The organism is Mesorhizobium sp. A556, from assembly GCF_054489545.1.
This window is the reverse complement of record NZ_JBTMXA010000021.1, coordinates 1-19,728: the sequence shown is the minus strand read 5'-3', so window position 1 is coordinate 19,728 and position 19,728 is coordinate 1. Positions and strand designations below refer to the sequence as shown.

General features: G+C 55.5%; 17 protein-coding genes and 2 pseudogenes. 7 read left to right on the top strand and 12 right to left on the bottom strand.

Going from position 1 to position 19,728, the window contains the following annotated elements; all coding sequences use genetic code 11:
* Positions 1-9: 9 nt before the first annotated feature.
* From ACX3P0_RS23545 to ACX3P0_RS23535, 3 genes are read left to right on the top strand one after another with little or no spacing between them, the layout of a single operon-like run.
* Complete coding sequence (locus ACX3P0_RS23545) at positions 10-948, top strand: ABC transporter substrate-binding protein (RefSeq protein WP_459082347.1); 939 nt, start codon at positions 10-12, stop codon at positions 946-948.
* Between the two features lie 58 nt (positions 949-1,006).
* The gene (locus ACX3P0_RS23540) at positions 1,007-2,065 is read left to right on the top strand and encodes a quaternary amine ABC transporter ATP-binding protein (RefSeq protein WP_459082348.1); all 1,059 of its coding nucleotides are present in this window, start codon (positions 1,007-1,009) and stop codon (positions 2,063-2,065) included.
* Positions 2,062-4,173, top strand: a complete 2,112-nt coding sequence (locus ACX3P0_RS23535) for an ABC transporter permease (protein ID WP_459082349.1) — start codon at positions 2,062-2,064, stop codon at positions 4,171-4,173. The genes ACX3P0_RS23540 and ACX3P0_RS23535 overlap by 4 nt, the downstream gene beginning before the upstream one ends.
* Positions 4,174-4,293: 120 nt before the next feature.
* Here ACX3P0_RS23535 and ACX3P0_RS23530 read toward each other — a convergent pair whose 3' ends face one another.
* The 9 genes and pseudogenes from ACX3P0_RS23530 to ACX3P0_RS23490 all read right to left on the bottom strand — a co-directional run bounded on the left by ACX3P0_RS23530 (position 4,294) and on the right by ACX3P0_RS23490 (position 11,308).
* Positions 4,294-4,539, bottom strand: coding sequence for a transposase (locus tag ACX3P0_RS23530; RefSeq protein WP_459082350.1), 246 nt, complete (start codon positions 4,537-4,539; stop codon positions 4,294-4,296).
* Positions 4,478-4,903: an IS66 family transposase gene (locus ACX3P0_RS23525; protein ID WP_459092433.1), complete on the bottom strand. Its 426-nt coding sequence runs from the start codon at positions 4,901-4,903 to the stop codon at positions 4,478-4,480. The genes ACX3P0_RS23530 and ACX3P0_RS23525 overlap by 62 nt, the downstream gene beginning before the upstream one ends.
* 40 nt (positions 4,904-4,943) lie before the next feature.
* Positions 4,944-5,066 (bottom strand): annotated as a pseudogene (locus tag ACX3P0_RS23520) (IS66 family transposase); the annotation flags it as partial.
* A gap of 71 nt (positions 5,067-5,137) precedes the next feature.
* Positions 5,138-5,287, bottom strand: a pseudogene (locus ACX3P0_RS23515) (IS5/IS1182 family transposase); the annotation flags it as partial.
* A gap of 60 nt (positions 5,288-5,347) precedes the next feature.
* A complete protein-coding gene (locus ACX3P0_RS23510; protein ID WP_459092422.1) occupies positions 5,348-6,910 on the bottom strand; it encodes an alkaline phosphatase family protein in 1,563 nt (520 codons plus the stop codon).
* Positions 6,911-6,940: 30 nt separating this feature from the next.
* Positions 6,941-7,768, bottom strand: coding sequence for an ABC transporter permease (locus ACX3P0_RS23505; RefSeq protein WP_459092421.1), 828 nt, complete (start codon positions 7,766-7,768; stop codon positions 6,941-6,943).
* Entirely contained in the window at positions 7,765-8,814 is a 1,050-nt protein-coding gene (locus ACX3P0_RS23500; RefSeq protein WP_459092420.1) for an ABC transporter permease, read from the bottom strand. The genes ACX3P0_RS23505 and ACX3P0_RS23500 overlap by 4 nt, the downstream gene beginning before the upstream one ends.
* Positions 8,807-9,895, bottom strand: a complete 1,089-nt coding sequence (locus ACX3P0_RS23495; RefSeq protein ID WP_459092419.1) for an ABC transporter ATP-binding protein — start codon at positions 9,893-9,895, stop codon at positions 8,807-8,809. Before ACX3P0_RS23495 ends, ACX3P0_RS23500 begins: the two co-directional genes overlap by 8 nt.
* Positions 9,896-10,141: 246 nt before the next feature.
* Positions 10,142-11,308, bottom strand: coding sequence for an extracellular solute-binding protein (locus tag ACX3P0_RS23490; protein ID WP_459092417.1), 1,167 nt, complete (start codon positions 11,306-11,308; stop codon positions 10,142-10,144).
* A 970-nt stretch (positions 11,309-12,278) separates the two neighbouring features.
* Here ACX3P0_RS23490 and pdxR point away from each other — a divergent pair.
* Entirely contained in the window at positions 12,279-13,775 is a 1,497-nt protein-coding gene (pdxR, locus tag ACX3P0_RS23485; protein WP_459092415.1) for a MocR-like pyridoxine biosynthesis transcription factor PdxR, read from the top strand.
* A gap of 182 nt (positions 13,776-13,957) precedes the next feature.
* Here pdxR and ACX3P0_RS23480 read toward each other — a convergent pair whose 3' ends face one another.
* Positions 13,958-14,326 carry a transposase gene (locus tag ACX3P0_RS23480; protein ID WP_459092413.1) on the bottom strand — a complete coding sequence of 123 codons (369 nt, stop codon included), beginning with the start codon at positions 14,324-14,326 and terminating at the stop codon, positions 13,958-13,960.
* Positions 14,327-14,951: 625 nt separating this feature from the next.
* Positions 14,952-15,158 carry a hypothetical protein gene (locus tag ACX3P0_RS23475; RefSeq protein WP_459092411.1) on the bottom strand — a complete coding sequence of 69 codons (207 nt, stop codon included), beginning with the start codon at positions 15,156-15,158 and terminating at the stop codon, positions 14,952-14,954.
* 266 nt (positions 15,159-15,424) lie between these two features.
* Here ACX3P0_RS23475 and ACX3P0_RS23470 point away from each other — a divergent pair, with 266 nt between their 5' ends.
* The 3 genes from ACX3P0_RS23470 to ACX3P0_RS23460 are packed head-to-tail and all read left to right on the top strand — an operon-like array spanning position 15,425 to position 18,366.
* Positions 15,425-16,858: an NfeD family protein gene (locus tag ACX3P0_RS23470; RefSeq protein WP_459081985.1), complete on the top strand. Its 1,434-nt coding sequence runs from the start codon at positions 15,425-15,427 to the stop codon at positions 16,856-16,858.
* A gap of 30 nt (positions 16,859-16,888) precedes the next feature.
* Positions 16,889-17,668 (top strand): slipin family protein, encoded by a 780-nt coding sequence (locus ACX3P0_RS23465; RefSeq protein WP_459081986.1) that lies wholly within the window; start codon positions 16,889-16,891, stop codon positions 17,666-17,668.
* 20 nt (positions 17,669-17,688) lie between these two features.
* Positions 17,689-18,366 (top strand): GNAT family N-acetyltransferase, encoded by a 678-nt coding sequence (locus ACX3P0_RS23460; protein WP_459092409.1) that lies wholly within the window; start codon positions 17,689-17,691, stop codon positions 18,364-18,366.
* Positions 18,367-18,677: 311 nt separating this feature from the next.
* Here the strand turns inward: ACX3P0_RS23460 and ACX3P0_RS23455 are convergent, their stop codons facing one another.
* A complete protein-coding gene (locus ACX3P0_RS23455) occupies positions 18,678-18,899 on the bottom strand; it encodes a CsbD family protein (protein WP_459092407.1) in 222 nt (73 codons plus the stop codon).
* Between the last annotated feature and the right edge of the window lie 829 nt (positions 18,900-19,728).

Below are 19,728 nucleotides of genomic sequence, written 5' to 3'. Positions count from 1 at the left end.
GGAATGGCCATGTTGAAATCGACTATCGTGAAAGGCGCCGGCATCGGGCTGGCGCTGCTGCTTGCCGCCGCCGCACCGGGGCAGGCGGCCGAACTTGGTGTCAAGGACGAGCCGATCAAGCTCGCCATGCTGGAATGGACCGGCGCGCATATCTCCACGCACATTGCCGGACAGTTGCTGGAAAAGCTCGGCTACAAGGTCGAATATGTGACCGCCGGCAATTTCCCGCACTTTTTGGGCCTGGCCGATGGCACACTCAGCGCCTCGGTCGAGATATGGCTGAACAATGTCGGCGACATCTTTCCAAAGGTGCTGGCCGAGAAGAAGATCGAGGACATTGGTTCGCTCAAGCTGAAAACCGAGGAAGGCTGGCTCTATCCGAAGTTCATGGAAGAGGTCTGCCCCGGCCTTCCCGACTGGACTGCGTTGGAAAAGCCGGACTGCGTGCAGGCGCTGTCGACGCCGGAAACCGCGCCCAGCGGACGCTTCCTTGACTATCCGGCGGACTGGGGTTCGCGCGCAGCAACCATCCTTGCCGACAACGACCTGCCTTATGTCGCGGTTCCATCCGGTTCAGAAGGCGCGCTGGTGGCGGAACTGGAGGCTGCCGAAGCCGCCAAGACGCCGCTGATCATGATGTTCTGGGGGCCCCATTATGCCCTGGCCGAAAACGATGTAGGCTGGGTGAAGATGCCGCCCTGCAAGGAACAGAACAACGAGCATTGCATAACGCCCCCTGATGTCGACAAGGTCGTCTGGTCGGACTTCGGCGAAAAATGGCCGGCCGCCTATGCGTTCCTGAAGGCCTTCACGATGGATGCCACCGAGCAGCAGAAGATGATGCTGGCCATCGACAAGCAGGGCAAGGATATCGATACCGTGGTCAAGGAATGGCTAGGCAACAACGAAGCCGTCTGGAAACCGTGGGTGGACGCGGCCAAGGGGTGAGTTCCCAGATTGACATGGTAGCCTGTTGCCAATCGAAAATTCAGGGAGACTGTATGCCATGAACAGCGAGGCGCCGCCGATCAAGCTTTCCTGCCGTAACGTCTGGAAGGTCTACGGGCGGCGCCCCGCCTATTATTTCGACTCCCGGGGCTATGTCATCGATCCAGATGGGCTTGGCGAGCGGCTGCGCTCGGAGGGTCATATCCCGGCGGTGGCCGATGCCAGTTTCGAAGTCGCGGCCGGCGAGATATTCGTCATCATGGGGTTGTCGGGTTCCGGCAAGTCGACGCTGGTGCGTTGCCTCTCGCGGCTGATCGAACCGAATGCGGGGGAAATCCTGCTTGACGGGCAGGATTTGGCCCGGGCGACGCCGAAGGATCTGATTGAACTGCGCCGCCACGCCATGGGCATGGTGTTCCAGAATTTCGGCCTGCTGCCACATCTGAGCACACTCGACAACGTCGCTTTTCCGCTCAAGATACAGGGCCGGCCGCTCAAGGAGCGCGAAGCCCGCGCCAGGGAAATGATTGTGCTCGTCGGCCTCGAAGGCCGCGAAGCATCTTTTCCGCACCAGCTTTCCGGTGGCCAGCAACAGCGGGTCGGCATTGCCCGTTCGCTGGCGGTAGGGCCGGAATTGTGGTTTCTGGACGAGCCCTTCTCCGCACTCGACCCGTTGATAAGGCGGCAGATGCAAGAAGAATTTCTGCGACTGCAACGCCTCTTGAAGAAGACGATCATCTTCATCACGCACGACATGGCCGAGGCGTTCAGGCTGGCCGACCGCATGGCCATTATGCGCGCCGGCCGGATCGTGCAGATCGGCCGCCCCGTCGACATCGTGCTCAATCCCGCCGACGATTACGTGGCGCAGTTCACCGAGGACACGCCGCTGCTGCGCGTCATCAAGGCGGGCGATCTGGCGCGACCTGCGAGCGGTACGATCCCACAAGAAAGCGTTCCCGCCGATATCAGCATCGAGGAACTAGTACCGAGGCTTCTCTCGGGATGCCGTGCTTTCGGCGTTACCGGCAAGGCCGGGCAAGCGCCGAGGGTGATCGAGGCCGGCGATGTCCTGGCCGTACTGGAGCGGGGGAACCCGCGACGGACAAGGGCATGACGGCGACGACCAGCGCCGGCAACCCGCGACGGGCCACATCGTATTTGGTGGTTGCGGGTAGCCTATGGGCCTGGTGCGCGCTTCTGGCTTTCGCAGCAGCCTGCCTTGCGTTGAAAGCGCGATTTCCGTGGCTGGTGAATTTTCCCACGGATTGGACGTTGCCGCTAGCGGCGGGCATCAATGTCGTCTCCGATGCGGTCGTGCCGGTGGTCCAGCCTGCGTTCCGCGCCGTTTCGGCTCTGCTCGACTGGCCGATGCGCAGCGTGCGCCAAGGCCTGATCTGGCTGCCATGGCCCGCCGTCATGCTGGCGACCGCAGCGCTTGCGATGAAGGCCGGCGGCGGGCGCCTCGCTCTCTTCGCCATTCTGGCATTAGCCTATATGCTGGTCGTCGGCTACTGGCCGCAGAGCATGAGCACGCTGTCACTGGTCCTGATTGCCGTGCCGATGTCCATCGCGGCCGGCTTCATGCTGGGCGTGCTCGGCTGGAGATACCAGCGGTTACGCCCTGTTCTTTCCGCGATGTTGGACCTGATGCAGACGGTGCCCGCCTTCGCCTATCTCATCCCCTTGCTCTTGCTGTTCGGTTTCGGCCCGGTGGTGGGCCTTATCGCCAGCGCCATCTATGCCACCCCGCCCATGGTGCGCAACACGATGCTCGGCCTAGATCGAGTCCACGCCGACATACGTGAAGCCGGCCTGATGAGCGGCTGCACGCGCCGCCAGCAATTCTGGCATGTGGAAATACCGACGGCGCTGCCGCAAATCCTCATCGGCTTCAACCAGACCACGATGGCGGCGCTGTCGATGGTGATCATCGCGGCAATCATCGGCGGCTTCGAGGATATTGGCTGGGAGGTGCTGTCGTCCATGCGCAAGGCCGAGTTCGGCCAGAGCATGTTGTCGGGTCTGGTTATCGCCCTGCTAGCCATTCTGATCGACCGCATGACGCTGGGATTCGCCAAAGAACGGCCGTACGGCCCGACCCAGGCCATGCAGTGGATGACGCGGCGCCGCCTCTTGACGGCGCTTGCTTTGGCGGCCGTCACGGTGATCGTGTTACGGCTTTTATGGCCGCAAGGAACTCTTTTGCCGCAAGTGGGGTTGCGTGGCCATGCGGGCGGCGTCAACCAGTGGCTGCTCGGCATCGTGCGCGATTACGGCTGGCTCTTCAGCAACATTCGCAATGGCGCGCTCTACAGCCTGTTCCTGCCGCTCAGGATCGGCATTTCGGGTGCTGCTATACCGGCGATCTGGGGCTTTTCCCTGACGCTACCCATGAGCCTTGCCTACGCAACGCTGCTGCTGGCCGGCGCCGCCTTTCTCCTGCGCCGCTTCGGCTGGCAACCGGCGGTCGCGGTGCTGGCAATCGGCCTGCTGCTCTATGTCGGTTTTGCCGGCCTTCCCTGGCCTGTCTTCATCTTGGCTATGATACTGCTCGCCTGGCAAATTTCAGGAGCCGGGCTGGCGCTGTTTGCCGGTGCGGGCTTCGGGCTGATCCTGCTCGCCGGCTTATGGACGCCGCTTGGCCAGTCGCTCTATCTGAGTACGCTGGCGGTGGTGCTGTGCCTGGCCATAGGCGGCGCGCTTGGCGTCTGGGCCGCCCACAGCGATCGCGTCTCGGGCCTGCTCAAGCCGATTTGCGACGCACTGCAGACCATGCCGCAATTCGTATTCCTGATCCCAGCGCTGATGCTGTTCAAGGTCGGAGAGTTCACCGCCCTCATCGCCATCATGCTTTATGCCATCGTGCCGCCCATCCGTTATGTCGAGCATGGTCTGCGCAATGTACGGGCAGACGTGGTGGAGGCGGTGCAGCAAATGGGTGCCACGCCATCCCAAACCTTGCTTCAGGCCAAGTTGCCGCTGGCGCTGCCGGTCGTCATGCTCGGCCTGAACCAGACCATCATGGCAACGCTTTCGATGCTGGCCATCGCCGCTCTGGTCGGTACGCGCGATCTTGGGCAACAGGTTTACGTGGCACTCGGCAAGGCCGACGCCGGCCTTGGTCTGGTCGCCGGACTGTCGATCGCCTTCCTTGCCATACTGGCCGACCGCTTGGTCCAGTCCTGGGTCCGGCGCCAGACAGGTTATGTCGAAGATATTTGAGCCATCGATGCGGGCATGATAGCCGAGATCGCCGAAGAACAGTTTCTACCTATTCAGCAGCTTCACCCTGACACTGCTCGTATATAACGAGACGTTGAAATAATTAGAGCCAATCGACATTCAGCGCAGCCAGATCATGGCGGCGGCGAGATGGACGAAGCCTGTGAGGTGGGTTGTGCGGCGATCGTAGCGCGTGGCGAACCGACGAAAGTGTTTGAGGCGGTTGAAGCAGCGCTCGATGCGGTTTCGGTGCTTGTAGACGTCGGTGTCATGTATGCGTCCGATCATGACCGCAAGTCGCAGTTCACGCTGCTTGCGCTTGACACTCTGTGGAGCGCCATGACCAGGGCAGAAGCTCGTCGACACGGTTGATTGGATGGTCGGCGATGCGGCCCATGAGATCGGCGAGATAGGCCTCGGGATCGAGGCCGTTCATCCTGGCGGTCTCGATAATTGTGTAAAGGGCGGCGGCGCGCTGTCCGCCGCTGTCAGAACCGGCGAAGGTCCAATTCCGCCGTCCCAGGGCGAGCGGCCTGATGGCGCGCTCGGCGGCGTTGTTCTCCATTTCCAGATGGCCGTCGGTGGTAAAGCGAACGAGTGCTTCCCAGCGTGACAGGGCGTAGCGGATGGCCTTGGCCAGCGAAGTTTTGCCGCTGATGAGCGAGAGCGTTGTCTCGAAGAACGTTTTCAGTTCGCCGAGAAAGCGGGACGGTTTTCCGCTGACGGACATCGCGGCGCTGATCGGGGCCGCGGCCTTTGATGCTTGCTTCGACCGCGAACAATTCCGCAATGCGCCGCAAGGCTTCCTCGGTGACTTTCGAGCCGGTAGCGATTTGAACGTCGTACAGATATCGGCGCGCATAGGCCCAACAGGCTGGAGTCGGTCTCAACATCGCGCCCGGCGTCGCCAGCGCTCGATGTCGAGACATTGAGAAAAATAATTGAAAAAATGGGGCTGCGCTGGTACCCTCGCGCACACCGACATCACGCCTGCGACCGCCGTGTTTGGCGGGCGAATCAAAGGCTCGACCAGACCCCATTCTGCGTTCATCAAATCACTCGGATAGCGCAGACCATCCCGATTGTATCTCCCGCGGTTCGCCTTCGTCCACATCGCGTCCACGCCCTCGTCGAATCAACTCAACCGCATGGAATCGCAAGCGGTTGATATCATTTAGCCTGTTTGTGGGCCGACACTTAGGCGCAAATTACGGATGACTCCGGCGCCTGTTAGATGCAAGTCAGTGAGCGCGGCGTCGTCGTGCTCCATGCGCCAACTGAGCATCTTCTGAGTATACTCAAGCACTCTCTCGAGATAAGCAGGGTCCTTGGAACGATCAAGAAATTCATTCGGATCGTCTGCGTGGTCAAAAAATAGTGGCGGCAGCCCAGCAAAATGAACGTATTTGTATCGCACGCCGCAGATGATGTTGACCGTGCATCGTTTTAAACCTAACCCGAAAGGACTCTCCTCATCGATTTCATACGGGCTTCTTATGTCAAATTCTGCATGATACTCCTGCCGCCAATCCAATGGTTGAATATTGTGGCAAAATGGCAATAAGCTGTGCCCGTCACATTGAACTGGAATATCAACACCAATGGCATCCAGAACTGTTGGCATCAAATCGACACTCTCTGTGAAGGCATCGACGACAGTGCCGCGCGATGCATCCGCTCGATGAGTTGGATCGCGTATAATAAGGGGCGTGTGAAACGTTTGATCGAAGTAGCCATATTTTGCAAACATCCAGTGATCACCAAGTTGTTCGCCGTGGTCCGATGTAAAGATAATAAAGGTATCGTCGTACGCCCCGACCTGTTTTAGATAATCAATCAGTCGACCGATTTGTGCGTCGACTTCCGAGATCATGCCAAAGTAGGTCGCGCGAATCTGCCGAACTTCGTTATCCGACAAGGACGCGTTTTCACGGGAGTCCGCTCCGTAGGTATAGGGTGCACCTCGCTGATCAAATATGAAGTGGCTCAGCCAAGGGTGTTGAGCTGCCTCTTCTTCAGGTGTGGCCCTGCGAGCGGGCAGTGGCATATCCCCCGCATCGAAAAATGCGTTGAATGGCTCGGGTACAACGAAGGGTGGGTGTGGAGAGTAAATTGATAAGTGTACGAACCAAGGCAACGTTCCACTCGAGGAAATGTACGAGATTGCCTCATTTACGAGGAATGCCGTATTGCTGTCTTCCGACTTAAACTGGGCAGGAGCATATGTCCGGCCCATGTTCTCCATACCGGGAGTTACCTCCCGAGGTTCGAAAATACGAGAAGGATCAGCAGGTATTTGATACCCCTTTATCCCCAGATCTTCTAACCACAGCTTCTGATCGGAAGTCAAAATGGCAACCGGCTCCATTCCCGGTAATACGCCTTCATACCCAAAAGGGGTATCGAGGCCGGAGCCATCTTGACGTGGGTCCAAGCTGACGTCTGTATACCCAAAAAGGACCGGCCGATAGCCGACTCTACGTGCTTCCATCGCTATGTTTGTATGACGGGCATCCAAGGGAGTTCCGTTAAGAACAGATCGATGATTCTGCATATACATTCCAGTGTATATGCAGGCACGGGAAGGGCCGCAAGGTGTTGCTTGAGCAAAGTTACGCTTGAACGAGACACCATCGGCCGCCAATTTATCTAGGTTGGGTGTCTTAACATAGGGATGCCCCAGTCCCGACAGGCACTCTCCGCGCCACTGATCTGCGGTGATAAAAAGTATATTCATGTTAATATCGTATCGCTCTTTGGGTTAAGCTCAGCCGGCGATTGCAGACGCGCGTAGTTTTTCACGTTCTCGGGCGACGGTATAAATTATTGCGGATATTATCGTAATGCTGACAAAAATTATCCCGATGACATTTATAATGGGGCTCAGGCCAAAGCGCATACGGGAGCCTATTTCCGTAACAAGAGTATGTGACCCGCCGATTGAAAAGATGGTGGTATTATAGTTTTCGAAGGATTGTAGGAATGCAATAACGCTTGCGGTCAGGATCGTTGGCCTCAGAAATGGTAAAATTATCCTCCTGAACACTTGAATATGAGACGCTCCGAGGTCGACCGCCGCTTCTTCGAGAGCTACGTCTTGTCGCTGAAGCCGAGCCATAAACATCAACATCGTGTAAGATGAGATATAGGTGGCCTGGGCGATAGTGGCAGTAAATAAGCCCCCTGATACACCGCCTTCGCGCCAGAAAATAAGAGTAGATATGCCGAGGATAATTCCTGGCATCAGAATTGGCGACATCATAATCCCGTATAGAAAACCGTTGAATTGCGATTCCATTCGGGTGATCAGAAACGCGCCGGCAAGCCCGAGAGGCATCGAGATGAGAATGACGCAAGAAGCGATCAAAACTGAATTGACAAGCCCCTGCCAAATCCGTGTGTCCTCGGCCAGAACCCCGAACCACTTAAACGTAAAACCTCGCCAAGTTGTAACGGAGGGCGGCGAGAAATTATTGAAACCTGCAGCCACCATCAAGATCATCGGTAGAAACATATAGATGAAAAATATTACTAAATAGATATTTAGAATGATTCGACCAGTACTTCCATAAGTGGTGTTGTAGGGCGCACTCATCGTGCAATATCCTTGACTCCAACCTTGAACAATTTCATCGTAAAAGCGATAAATAGTACGCATGCGACGACCAAGGTGAAGGCATAAGCCGACCCCGCGTTCCAGTCACCTGATTCAAAAAATTTGTTGTATATCAGTTGCGTGAACCAAGGTTCAGCTGTGCCGCGCGTCATGATGTATGGAACAGAATAAGAACCGGCAGACAGCATGAAAGTCATGATGCAGCCAACGGCTATTCCTGGCTTGGCGTGTGGCAGGACGATACGCCGATGAATTTGCCACATTGGTGCGCCTAGGTCGCGGGCGGCTTCGATTTGCGCGGTATTAAGTGTCTCCACCGCATTGTATATCGGAAATACCATGAACAGCACATACGCATAAACCATGGCGATAAAGACGCCAGCACCACTCTCGAGAAACGGAATAGGACTAATTCCGAAAAAACCCATCAAAGCGTTTGCTACGCCGTTGTAATTAAGGATCATCAACCATGCAAAAATGCGCAGCAGCTCATTGATTGAATAAGGGATGATTAACCCGAGCATGATGATCACCGCCTGGCCCGGCGGAGCCACTTTAGCGACGTAGAAGGCAATGGGATAACACACGACAACCGCAATCACCGTAACGGCGACGGATGCTAGGATTGTCTTTACGAAAATAAAGAAGTGACTCATTCCCATAAGCGTATAATTGCGTGTCCCATATATTTTTTTTGGAGTTGTTTCATGAGTTTCGAGATCGGTGATCAACGCCCTCTTTTCACCGATTTTCACGTCAATATCGGTAATTGCTTTGTCGCGATCTATTGATGAGGTGCGTGCTTTCGCATCGCTGAGGTCAAACGATAAAATTTCAACTTCGTTGTACAATCTGTCGATCTTGGCGGAAATCTCAGCGGCCTTACCACCCCGGTCCTTGTGCCATAATGATCGTTCGACCATGATCAATTGTGGTCCGACAATCATGCCGATGATCCAGGTGGCTACCAGTAGTAAAATTATTGAGGTCATTGAGGGACCAAAAGAGCGCAAGAGATTACGCATCTGCCATCTCTCCGGCAGGAAGAATCAAGGCGTCACGTGCGGAAAAGCCAATGATGCACTGGTCGCCGGGATGCAGAGACGGCGCGTTCAGATTGGTCAAGTGGACCGAGAACCCGACACCGCTATGACTAAAGAACAGGTTGAGATAAGGCCCTTCCAGATCGCGTCTTTCAAATTTCACAGCTACCGAGAATTCCGCGTCGACGTCTGCGGATAGGAGCGTCATTTTTTCAGGGCGGACAAATAAATTCGCATAACTGCCAACCTCGAGCTGCTGGGGGTTGCTTCCTGTCAGGGGGCCATATTGAGTGTCTATTGTCGCCGTCTCGCCCGAAGCAGCCTTGATTTTACCCCGAAAAACGTTGTTTGCCCCCACGAAGGTGGCCGCAAATGCCGTAGCCGGTGAGTTGTATACTTGGTCTGCCGTATCCACCTGCTCTATTACGCCAGCCTTCATAACGGCGACCCTATCCGACATCGTCAGTGCTTCACCCTGATCATGGGTGATATAAACGAACGTCACACCAGTCTTTCTCTGAATGTGACGTAGCTCAGAGCGCATATGCTGGCGTAGCTTCAGGTCAAGTGCCGATAGGGGCTCATCAAGCAACAATACTGCGGGTTCAACCGCCAATGCACGTGCAACAGCGACGCGCTGGCGTTGGCCTCCGGAGAGTTCATGTGGCATCTTTTCGCCTTGGTCACTAAGTGCGACGAGGTCAAGCAACTCCTGCGCCCTATCTCGGCGCTTGTTTTTGCTCCAACCACGCATCTCAAGACCAAAAGCTATATTTTCCCACACCGACATCAGCGGGAACAGTGCCAGGCTTTGAAATATCAAAGCGGTAGGCCGTTTGTCGGGGCCGACTCCTGTCATGTTTTGTCCACCAATGAAGATATCTCCTGTGGTGGGGCTCAAGAACCCGGAAATCATGCGAAGAATGGTTGTCTTACCACACCCTGATGGCCCGAGAATTGAGAAGAATTCACCGGAGTTTATCTTCAAAGTAGTCGGTTGGACAGCGGTAAACGCTCCAAATCGTATAGAAACATCTCGTATCTCTATATCCATTCCTCGCATAACTCTACACCATGCCTAAGGGGATTATGCATGGTTCTTTCGCTAATTTATCCCGGCGCAGAGATAAATACGTCATGACCCGACACCTCACTTATTTATTGGAACAATACCCCGTACGGCCCGGGTCCTTTTGGACACGCGTAGTGCGTCTGCAAGCCCTGGATGAAACCGCATCTTACGTATTTCAATTATTACACACAAGTGAGCCAGATTTTGCGCTAATAGTCCAGATTGAATCTCTCTTGCTTATAAGGTTGTTATCCTCTCTACGTACTCCTGACGAACACTTGAGAACCAAGGGGTGTTCATTGGCCACCACCAGAGATTTTCAATCGCGCCTTTCGGATAAGCCAATTTAAAGGCCTTTTTATTTTCTTTAGAAACAAAATTTTCTGCGTCAATTGCTGCGGAATTATAGCCCGTATTGTTGGCATGCATCCCTCCGATCTTCGGCGTCAGCAGGAAGTTGATCAGTGCATAAGCCTGATCAATATTGTCGGCGCCTGACGGGATTGCCATCGTGTCCATCCAACCAAGTGCACCTTCTTTCGGTGCCGCATACACCCACTTACTGTCCACTTCGTTGTGCAGCTTGATACCGGTCGTATCCCAAGTCTGACCAATGGTGCACCCAGAATCCGTAAAGGCAGTTGTCGCTTCTGTTGCGTCGTTCCAAAATGCCCCAATGTTTTTCTTGTGTGGCTTCAAGAATTCCAGGCATCCATCAAGGACGCGTCGCATGTCAGCCTCAGACTTATAGAGGTCCATCCCACGCTCGGACGAAACTTTTCCGATAGAGTCGAGGTAGATGGCCAACGCAATTATCATGGATTTCTGACGGGCGGCGACCTTGCCATCTAAGCCGTCCACCCACAGGTCACCGAAGGATAGCTCTCCAGGTTTAATGGTGTGTGCGGAATTGTCATACGTTATGCCCTCTGTGCCCCAGTTAAAGGGGATCTCATAACGCTTGCCGCGCTTGACAGCACCCAGGCTCACTGAACTGCGCCACATTGCAGGTTGAATTTGCCCGACCTTAACACGTGACTCATCAATTACGGCGAGCAGATCCCCCTCGTCATATTCGGGACGCGTATCCACAGAGGGGAATATCAAATCAAAACCCTTGCCTCCTGCGGCGCGAAGCTTGCTTTGGACTTCTTCGTTTGAGCCATAGGTGGATAGGTTGACTTTTATACCGGTTTCTTTCTCGAACGCCTCGATCATATTCGCTTGAACATAGTCACCCCAAGCAAATACATTCACTTCCCCGGAACTGGCTAATGACTTCCGGATAAAAAATGGAGAGGCGGCAGCAAGCGCGCCGCTGGCGACCACGCCGTTTATTAAGGTACGTCGATTGAAATCCTTTGCAGCGATTTGGGTTAAACATCCAGAAATATCGTTATTCATTTGGTGGCTCCTCCCGATGGTTCGCAGTCAACCGCCTTCTCCCTGCGGTAGCGAGAAGAAGTTATACCCGATTGGCTCGCCTGACTCTGACCAATTCGCGGTGTATATGCATACCACTTTGAAAGAGATGTTTTCGGAAGGCCTTCAAATTTAGCCATCCCTTACTCGCCGCCATATTAGGATGAGGATCGCGCACCCTACATCTCGCTGTGTGGAGACAGTCATCTGCGGGACCACCTTTGTGAGGCCGCTACGGTGATCTTGACCTGTGCCCGTTGACAGCTCGCTGGCACCTGAGGATTGAAACCCAGAGAGGGACGGCTTCAAATGAGCTGCGGTTACTGTGGCACGCCAGCTATTCGTCATAATGCACAGAACGCTAACAACTGGCGAAATTTTCGTCAGGTCGACCAGCGAGATCGCCTGAGGTCCTGGGAGCCAAGGGAGTTGCGATGTAGGTCCCCCGTTCTGAATCGTGTCCGCTTCACCGGATGCAGTGAACCGTCCCTGCAGGGACGTGGGTCACATCATTCCTCCGATTCTGTTGCAGTTGAACGTCTACAACCTTCGCACCGCGTCCATTGCACTGGAAGGTCCCTCCTGCGAAATGTCATCATGCGATGATCAACTATCGGCCGCGCAGACAACCGTGCTCCCGGCAAACGTCAATCAGCGGCGCAACATGAAACTACGCCTCGCACAATATCCTGTGTTTCAACCCGCTGTCTGGTCGAACGCAACCGGCTGTCGATCGAATAATGTCAATAAGGCTTGATCGAAGACCCGCGATTTGGACAACGGCATCTGGTCTCTACCCCTCGCCCGTCACCTCACTTGCTTGCGTAACCGCTTGAGCCGGGGGCATACTCCCGATGAATGATTTGAGCTCGAGCCATCCGAAGCCTCTCACACCCGGAAGAATAATTGGACGACTTTTTTTCCAGCCGACCTTTGAGAGACGTGCGTTCTCATGACAATTGAAAGAAAAAGTACACGTTTTCAATTTATTAATTTAGCTCGCTCAGATTCGAGACCGATTTATAGGCAACTTGAAGGGCAAATTCGCGATGCCGTCTTGACCGGCGCGATTAGGCCGGGGATGCGACTGCCCTCGTCGCGCGTGCTGGCTGCCGATCTGGGAGTATCTCGGCCAACAATAGTTCAAGTCTACGAATACCTAGCGCTAGAAGGTTTTTTGAAAGCAAAGCGCGGTTCTGGTACTTTTGTTTCAAGCGATCTTGAAATATATCAACCGCCGCGCATCTCGTCAAATACTTATGTCGTTACTCGATCTGAATTAAAGCAGAAGCCACTTTCGTTAGTTGGTTCTATATTTTCCAAATCGAACGCAAATTTCGAACTTCAGTCAAGAATAGCATTCCTCCCCAATGTGCCCGCTTACGATTTGTTCCCGTTTGCCCGTTGGGAGAAAATTCGAAACAACCACATCAAGAAGAATATGGCGTGGTCCTTTGGATATGAAGATGCTGCTGGACATCTTCCTTTGCGTCGGAGCATCGCTGAATATTTGGCAGTTCATCGAGGCGACCACTGCGATGCGGAACATATCTTGATCGTACCCGGGGCTCATTTCGCGTTCCATCTGGCTACCCTGCTGCTCACAGATCCGGGAGACAAAGTTTGGCTGGAGGATCCAGGGCCTGAGAACCTACGCATCATGCTAAGCGCAATGGGCCGCAACGTTGCGAGCATTGACGTTGATCAAGAAGGAATGGACGTATCCGGGGCAATTCGCCACCACTCCACTGCGAGAATTGCTTTTACTATGCCGTCGCGCCAACATCCGCTCGGAGTCACACTTAGCCTTGCTCGACGATTAAGGCTTCTTGCATGGGCTGAGAAGAATAATAGCTGGATTGTTGAAGACGATTATGACAGCGAGTTTCGTTATAGCAGCCGCGCGCTCGCCTCAATGCGAAGTATTGATGATTCTCAGAACGTTATATATGTTGGAACATTCAGCAAATCGTTGTTTCCGGCCCTAAGAATCGCCTACATGGTTATTCCAGAGTATCTCATTGGGACATTTCGTACTGCGATCGGATCTTTATCTAGAAGTATGTCTTCTTTGGACCAAGCCACACTTTCGATTTTCATCGATGAAGGATATTTCACTACATACATAAAAAAGATGCATGAATTATATGGCGAACGTAGAGACATTTTTATCCAAACAGCTAAACGGATGCTGTCTGGCTTGCTTGAGGTCGACGTGCCAGAGAGCGGAATTAATACCATTGGATGGTTGCCCCTTGGCACAGACGACAAAACCATAAGCATTGCTGCTCAGAAGGCGGGTATTTATTCACAACCACTTTCTAATTTTAGAGATCGCCTCTCGGACCGAAGCGGTCTTGTTCTAGGTTTTGGAGGGTTTAGAGAAGTGGAAATCAAATCGAAATTGGCCGATCTGGCCACAGTTTTGGAAAAACTGAAGCTCTCATAATTGATGGTCTAGAGCATTTTTCGTCCTTCCCGATTCATTAAAGGGATTCCCGCCGATGCGGTTTGATGCGAGTCTTGGCCTTCTGACAGGAGGTCCGAATGTCTCGCTCATATGGAGAGGATTTGCGCGCTCGGGTGATCGGCGCTGTTCAGGGCTTTGGTGCATAGATGCGATCAAAGGGTTCAGTGACATTGTAGTTTGATCAGCGGACGCGCTCGGACAGGGGCCTTGCGAGTCGTATGATCGGGCACGGTCAGATCAAGGTTCATCAAAGCCATAAGCGAGCGCACAAAACCCTCGGTCTGGCGCAGTGGAAACCGGGCCAGAACGCCAAGCATCAGCGTTGTCTCGATCGCCAGATTGGAGAACCGGCGCTGACCGCCGGGCGTATTCCGACACGATGGGCGCCACCCTTCAATCGCCTCAGCCGAAATCCACATCCTGATATCGCCGCGCAAAATCAGGCCGCGGTCATAGGCGCTCCAATTCGTCACCCGATACCGGACGCGTGGAATGTGATGACGCCGCGCTGCGTTGAATTTAAACGGCATGCAAATCTCGGTTAGCTCGTGAGCGAGGCCCTCATACCATCACTGGCCTATCCTTGCACCAACGCCGCACCGAGCTGGTTCTGACCGGCTGCGTCGCGCGTTGAGGTTTGCAGTCCAAGCCCTGGCTGGCTCTCGAACCGCGTTTCCGAACCCGTACAGGATCGGGCCACACTTGCTCTGTCAGTTTGCCGTCGTCCCGACAATGCAACCAAAATGATGCCCGCGGGTTGCTTGAATGGAGCCCGTCCACGTCGGCCGACTGGGGGAGTTAAAAAAATGCAACAGAAAAAGGCATTTGCCGGCATGAGCCCGCGAGAACTATTGTCCCTGATCGGGATGACGGCCGGCAGCGTGACGGCGATCAAAAGAAGGAAAAACCGATGCACATCAAGCGGATCAGCGCCGCCACGCTCATTCTCACCCTGGCCTTTGCCAGCACGGCACTGGCCGAGGATGTCGTGCGTCACAAGATTCCCAATTCTGATTTTCCGATTGCCTAGGCGGTGGAGGTTCCGGCCGGAAAGACCACCGTCTATGTCAGCGGCGCCGTTCCTTCTGTCGTCGATGAAAACGCCGACAAGAACACCACAGCCGCCTATGGCGACACCAAACCCAGACGGAATCCCTATTCAAATCCATCGACAAAACCCTCGACGGTCTCGGCCTCAAGATGGGCGATGTGATCAAGATGCAGGTATTCCTGGTTGGGGATCCCGACAAGGAAGGCAAGATGGACTTTACCGGCTTCATGGAGGGTTACACCCAGTTTTTTGGCACTGATGCGCAGCCCAACCTGCCCTCGCTCGGTGTTCCAGGTCGCCGGCCTCGCCAATCCGGGTTTCCTGGTCGAGATCGAGGTCACAGCTGTTCGGCCCTGATTGCGGACTTCCACCCTTTCGGGCGTGGGACGCGCCACATCGGATCCTTCAGACCATAGATGTGGCCAGGCTTGAGGCGTGTCGCCGTTAGAAGTTTCCCTGCGAAGACGGCTCCTATGAATGGAACAGTTCGCATTGGATCCTTTTTGACGATGAAAGGAACCCGGATTTTTTTACTGCGTGTTTTCTTGGAAGTGCGTGCGATTAGGATATGGGAACCATGAACACCGATACAAAAGCAGCTTGCTGGTGGCGAAATTGCCTCGGGTCCGGGTCCGTCCGCATCTTTGCGGCAGCGCTTCTGGTGCTGTTCGGTATTTTCGGCTTGGCCGCGTCCGCGCAGAACAGCCGGGTCGCTGTCGTCCTGACGCTGGATGGCGTCGTCGGTCCCGCGACGGCTGACTATATCGTCCGGGGCATCCAACGCGCGGCCGAGCGGAAGGCGACACTCGTCGTGCTGCGGATGGACACGCCGGGCGGCCTCGACACTTCCATGCGCGATATCATCCGCGAGATCCTCGCCTCCCCGGTTCCTGTCGCTTCCTTCGTGACGCCTTCGGGCGCACGTGCGGCAAGCGCAGGCACCTACATCCTCTATGCCAGCCATGTGGCGGCGATGGTGCCGGGCACCAATCTGGGCGCTGCCACGCCGATCGCAATTGGCGGGAGTGGGGGCCTGCCCTTCGGGAGTGAGCAGGATAAGGACGGTGGCAAGGCCGGAAAAGACAAGCCAGCCGCGCCCGCCAATGCCTCGGAGGCCAAGGCGATCAACGACGCCGTGGCCTATATTCGCGGACTTGCCGAAATTCGTGACCGTAACGCCGACTGGGCAGAGCAGGCAGTGCGCGAGGCGTCGAGCCTGACCGCCACCGACGCCGCGCGCGAGAACGTGATTGACTTCACCGCCACGAGCATCGATGACCTGCTGGCCAAGGCAAACGGCATGAGCGTCCGCGTCGGGCATGCCGAAACGGTGCTCGACACGCAAGGCCTCGCCATCGAGGAGGTCGCGCCCGACTGGCGCACGCGTTTCCTGTCCGTTATCACCCATCCCAATGTCGCGCTCATCTTCATGATGATCGGCATCTACGGGCTGATCTTCGAATTCATGAACCCCGGCGCGCTGGTTCCAGGAACCATCGGCGGCATCAGTCTCGTAATGGGGCTTTACGCGCTGGCGGTGCTGCCGGTCACCTATGCGGGTGTCGGCCTCGTCTTCCTGGGGGCCGCGCTGCTGGTAGCCGAGGCGATCACCCCATCCTTCGGCGTGCTGGGTGTTGGCGGCACGGCGGCGTTTGTGCTTGGCGCGGCAATCCTGTTCGACACTGACGTGCCAGGCTTCCAAATATCGTGGCAGATGCTTGGCGCGGTCGGGATTGCCAGCCTGCTGATGTCGCTGCTGGTGGCGTGGCTGGCCTTCACCTCGCGCCGCGGCAAGGTGGTCACCGGCAAGGAACAGATGATAGGCGCCGCCGCAGAGGTCCTGAGCTGGAATGGAAACGCTGGGTATGTTCTCGCCCATGGTGAGCGCTGGAAGGCCGTTGCCGACATGCCTCTGACAGTCGGACAGACCGTGCGGATCGAAGATATTGACGGCCTCACGCTCAAGACCACCGCTGCTCTAATCCCGGCGACGGAAAGCCCACAAAGATGACACTGCTCTTAATCTCGAGAGGACAATCTCATGGATAACATGTTCGGCGACTTGATCTTCTACATCGTGCTTGTTGCCATTCTGCTGGGGATACTAGGCTCTACGGTCAAGATCCTGCGTGAATATGAGCGCGCCGTGGTCTTCACGCTCGGCCGTTTCACCGGCACCAAGGGACCGGGCCTCATCCTGCTCGTCCCCTTCGTGCAGCAGATGATGCGCGTCGACCTGCGCGTGCTCGTCCTCGATGTCCCGAGCCAGGACGTGATCAGCCGCGACAACGTGTCGGTTCGGGTGAGTGCGGTGATCTATTTCCGCGTCATCGATCCAGAAAGGGCCATGATCCAGGTCGAGAACTACATGCAGGCGACCAGCGAACTGGCGCAAACGACGCTGCGCTCAGTGCTCGGCAAGCACGAACTCGACGAGATGCTGGCCGAACGCGACAAGCTCAACGTCGACATCCAGGCAATCCTCGACAAGCAGACCGACGCCTGGGGCATCAAGGTTGCCAATGTCGAGATCAAGCATGTTGATGTCGATGAATCGATGACCCGGGCGATCGCCCGCCAGGCTGAAGCCGAGCGCGAGCGCCGTGCCAAGATCATCAACGCCGAGGGCGAGCAGCAGGCCGCGCAAAAGCTGCTAGAGGCGGCACAGATACTGGCCAAGGAACCGCAGGCGATGCAACTGCGCTATCTCAGCTCGCTCAATGTGATCGCCGGAGAGAAGAGCTCGACCATTGTCTTCCCCTTCCCGATGGAACTCGCCAGCCTGATCCCAAGCCTTTCGAAGGCGAAGAAAACGCCGTAGACAGTGTTGGTCTCCAAAATATGATGGCAGGAGAGACATCGAACAACCGGTCCGACGATGGTCCGTTCATTGAGATCAGAGCGCTGGTCGCTGCAGAGTTGCGAGAAGCGGCAGCCATCCTCGCCCAGGGCATGCTTGATAATCCCTTGCACGTCGCAGTGTTCGGCACAGACGTGGAGCATAGACAAAAGCGACTGATGCGCCTTTTTCGTCACTTGACCGCCTATATTGAGGCGAATGGGCAGGTGCTGGGCGCATATGCGAACGGTGAACTGGTCGGTGTGCTGGGCATGATAGAACCCGGCGGCTGTCGTCCAGCGCTGTTGGATAGACTGCGCTTTGTCTGCATGGCCGTGGCCAGCAACCCACCCTCCCGATTGCTGTGTATCAGCCGCTGGCTGTGGGCGTGGGCGCGTAACGATCCAACTTGTCCGCACTGGCATATCGGTCCGCTGGCCGTGCGGCATGCGTACCGACGGCGAGGCATCGGACGGTACTTGATGTCACGTTGTTGCCGGCGCATGGACGAGCTGTCGGTTACAGCCTATCTGGAGACTGACCTGGCAATCAACGTAGCCTTTTACGAGACGCTTGGTTTCGTCGTGATCAGGCGCGAGTTTGTGCTCGGCGTGCCGAACTGGTTCATGTGCCTTCCACCATCGGGCGGGACGCTAAAAGATGCGACCGCTTCGTCGTAGGTTTCTGCCGGATCAGCGCGACCCAAGAGATCCCGATGGCGCGATTAGGCTGAGCCGAATGTTCTGGCGACGGACAGTTTCAATGACCAATTAAGACTGCACCGCCCCGTAACGCGAGAGGAGTCCCGGGCTTTTGATTGATGGCAACACGCTCCAACGGGAGAACCAAGTATGCGTTCTCCAGAGAAGCGTGTTGCCCAGAAGTCTCGACGCAAATGGCGCCCGGCCAGAGCGCGAGGGCCTACACCCTGACACACAACTGGCACATTGGCTTATACGTCGGCCGGGACATCTCGTTTCCCAGAAAGAATCTAGCGGGTGGGGTAAACAAGCCAAGTCTTGCCAACGAACCAATCGTCCACATCTCGCTTTGCACGGTCGTTTTCAAGACCGTAGCGTTCTTGAATTTTGCCCTCAAGCTGATCGCGGCGGCCGGCGATCTGATCAAGATCATCATCGGTGAGTTTCCCCCACTGCTCTTTGACCTTGCCCTTAACCTGCTTCCAATTTCCTTCGATGCGGTTCCAGTCCATGGTTTTCTCCATAAGGCGGGCATCGCCTGCGGACAAAACGCGGGGCCGGCTGTTTTGTTCATCTCAACAAAAAGCCCGCGCATCCGTCAGGACACGCGGCGGTGAGATTGGCTGAAATACGCAAGAAAAAAGCGGGCCGTAATGCCCGCTTCCCTTCGGTCTTGAGACTTGTACGCCGCCAGTACATTCGTGGTCGGCGCACCATCAATCAAGGCAAATGCGGCTGCTGCTCGGGGAAACCCTACATCGTATCTCGGCGAGCGTTCCTGCCGGCGTGCAGCCTATGTCCCCGATATAGGGCTGTTCTATCATAAAGCAAGCCGGTACAAAAAACCCGCCACCGGAGGGGACAAGTGGCGGGCTTGCAAGCCGAGGAAGTGGAGTCTCCTCTGTCGCGGGTGGGAAGCGCGACTTTCGTTCAAACGGTGTTGAGGCAGGAACGTTCCAATCAAGTCAGGATAAAACCAGCAGCAATAACGGTGAGCGCAAGCGATAAAGGCACGGCCAGCAGCCAGCGAGCGTCGAAAATACTTTTGTCCGGCTCATGGTGCATAGTCACCTCCCGCAATCGCAACGCGTCGGGGCCGAAACCGTTCCTCTAGTGGCTGGTCAGCGAAAGCCGGTTAGATCAGGTATGGAGGACGATCCCCCAAAGACGCCGTTACTGGAATGATTGAAGCATAATAGCGGAAAAGCCGTGAAAAGACCTTAATTATCTTTGGAACTAGTTGATCTCGCGGCGGTTTCTCTTGTTCAGCAATTCTGCTTGAAGGAGAGAACGATGAAAATGTATCTTCCCATAGTTGCGGCCAGTGTGCTCGTCGCCATG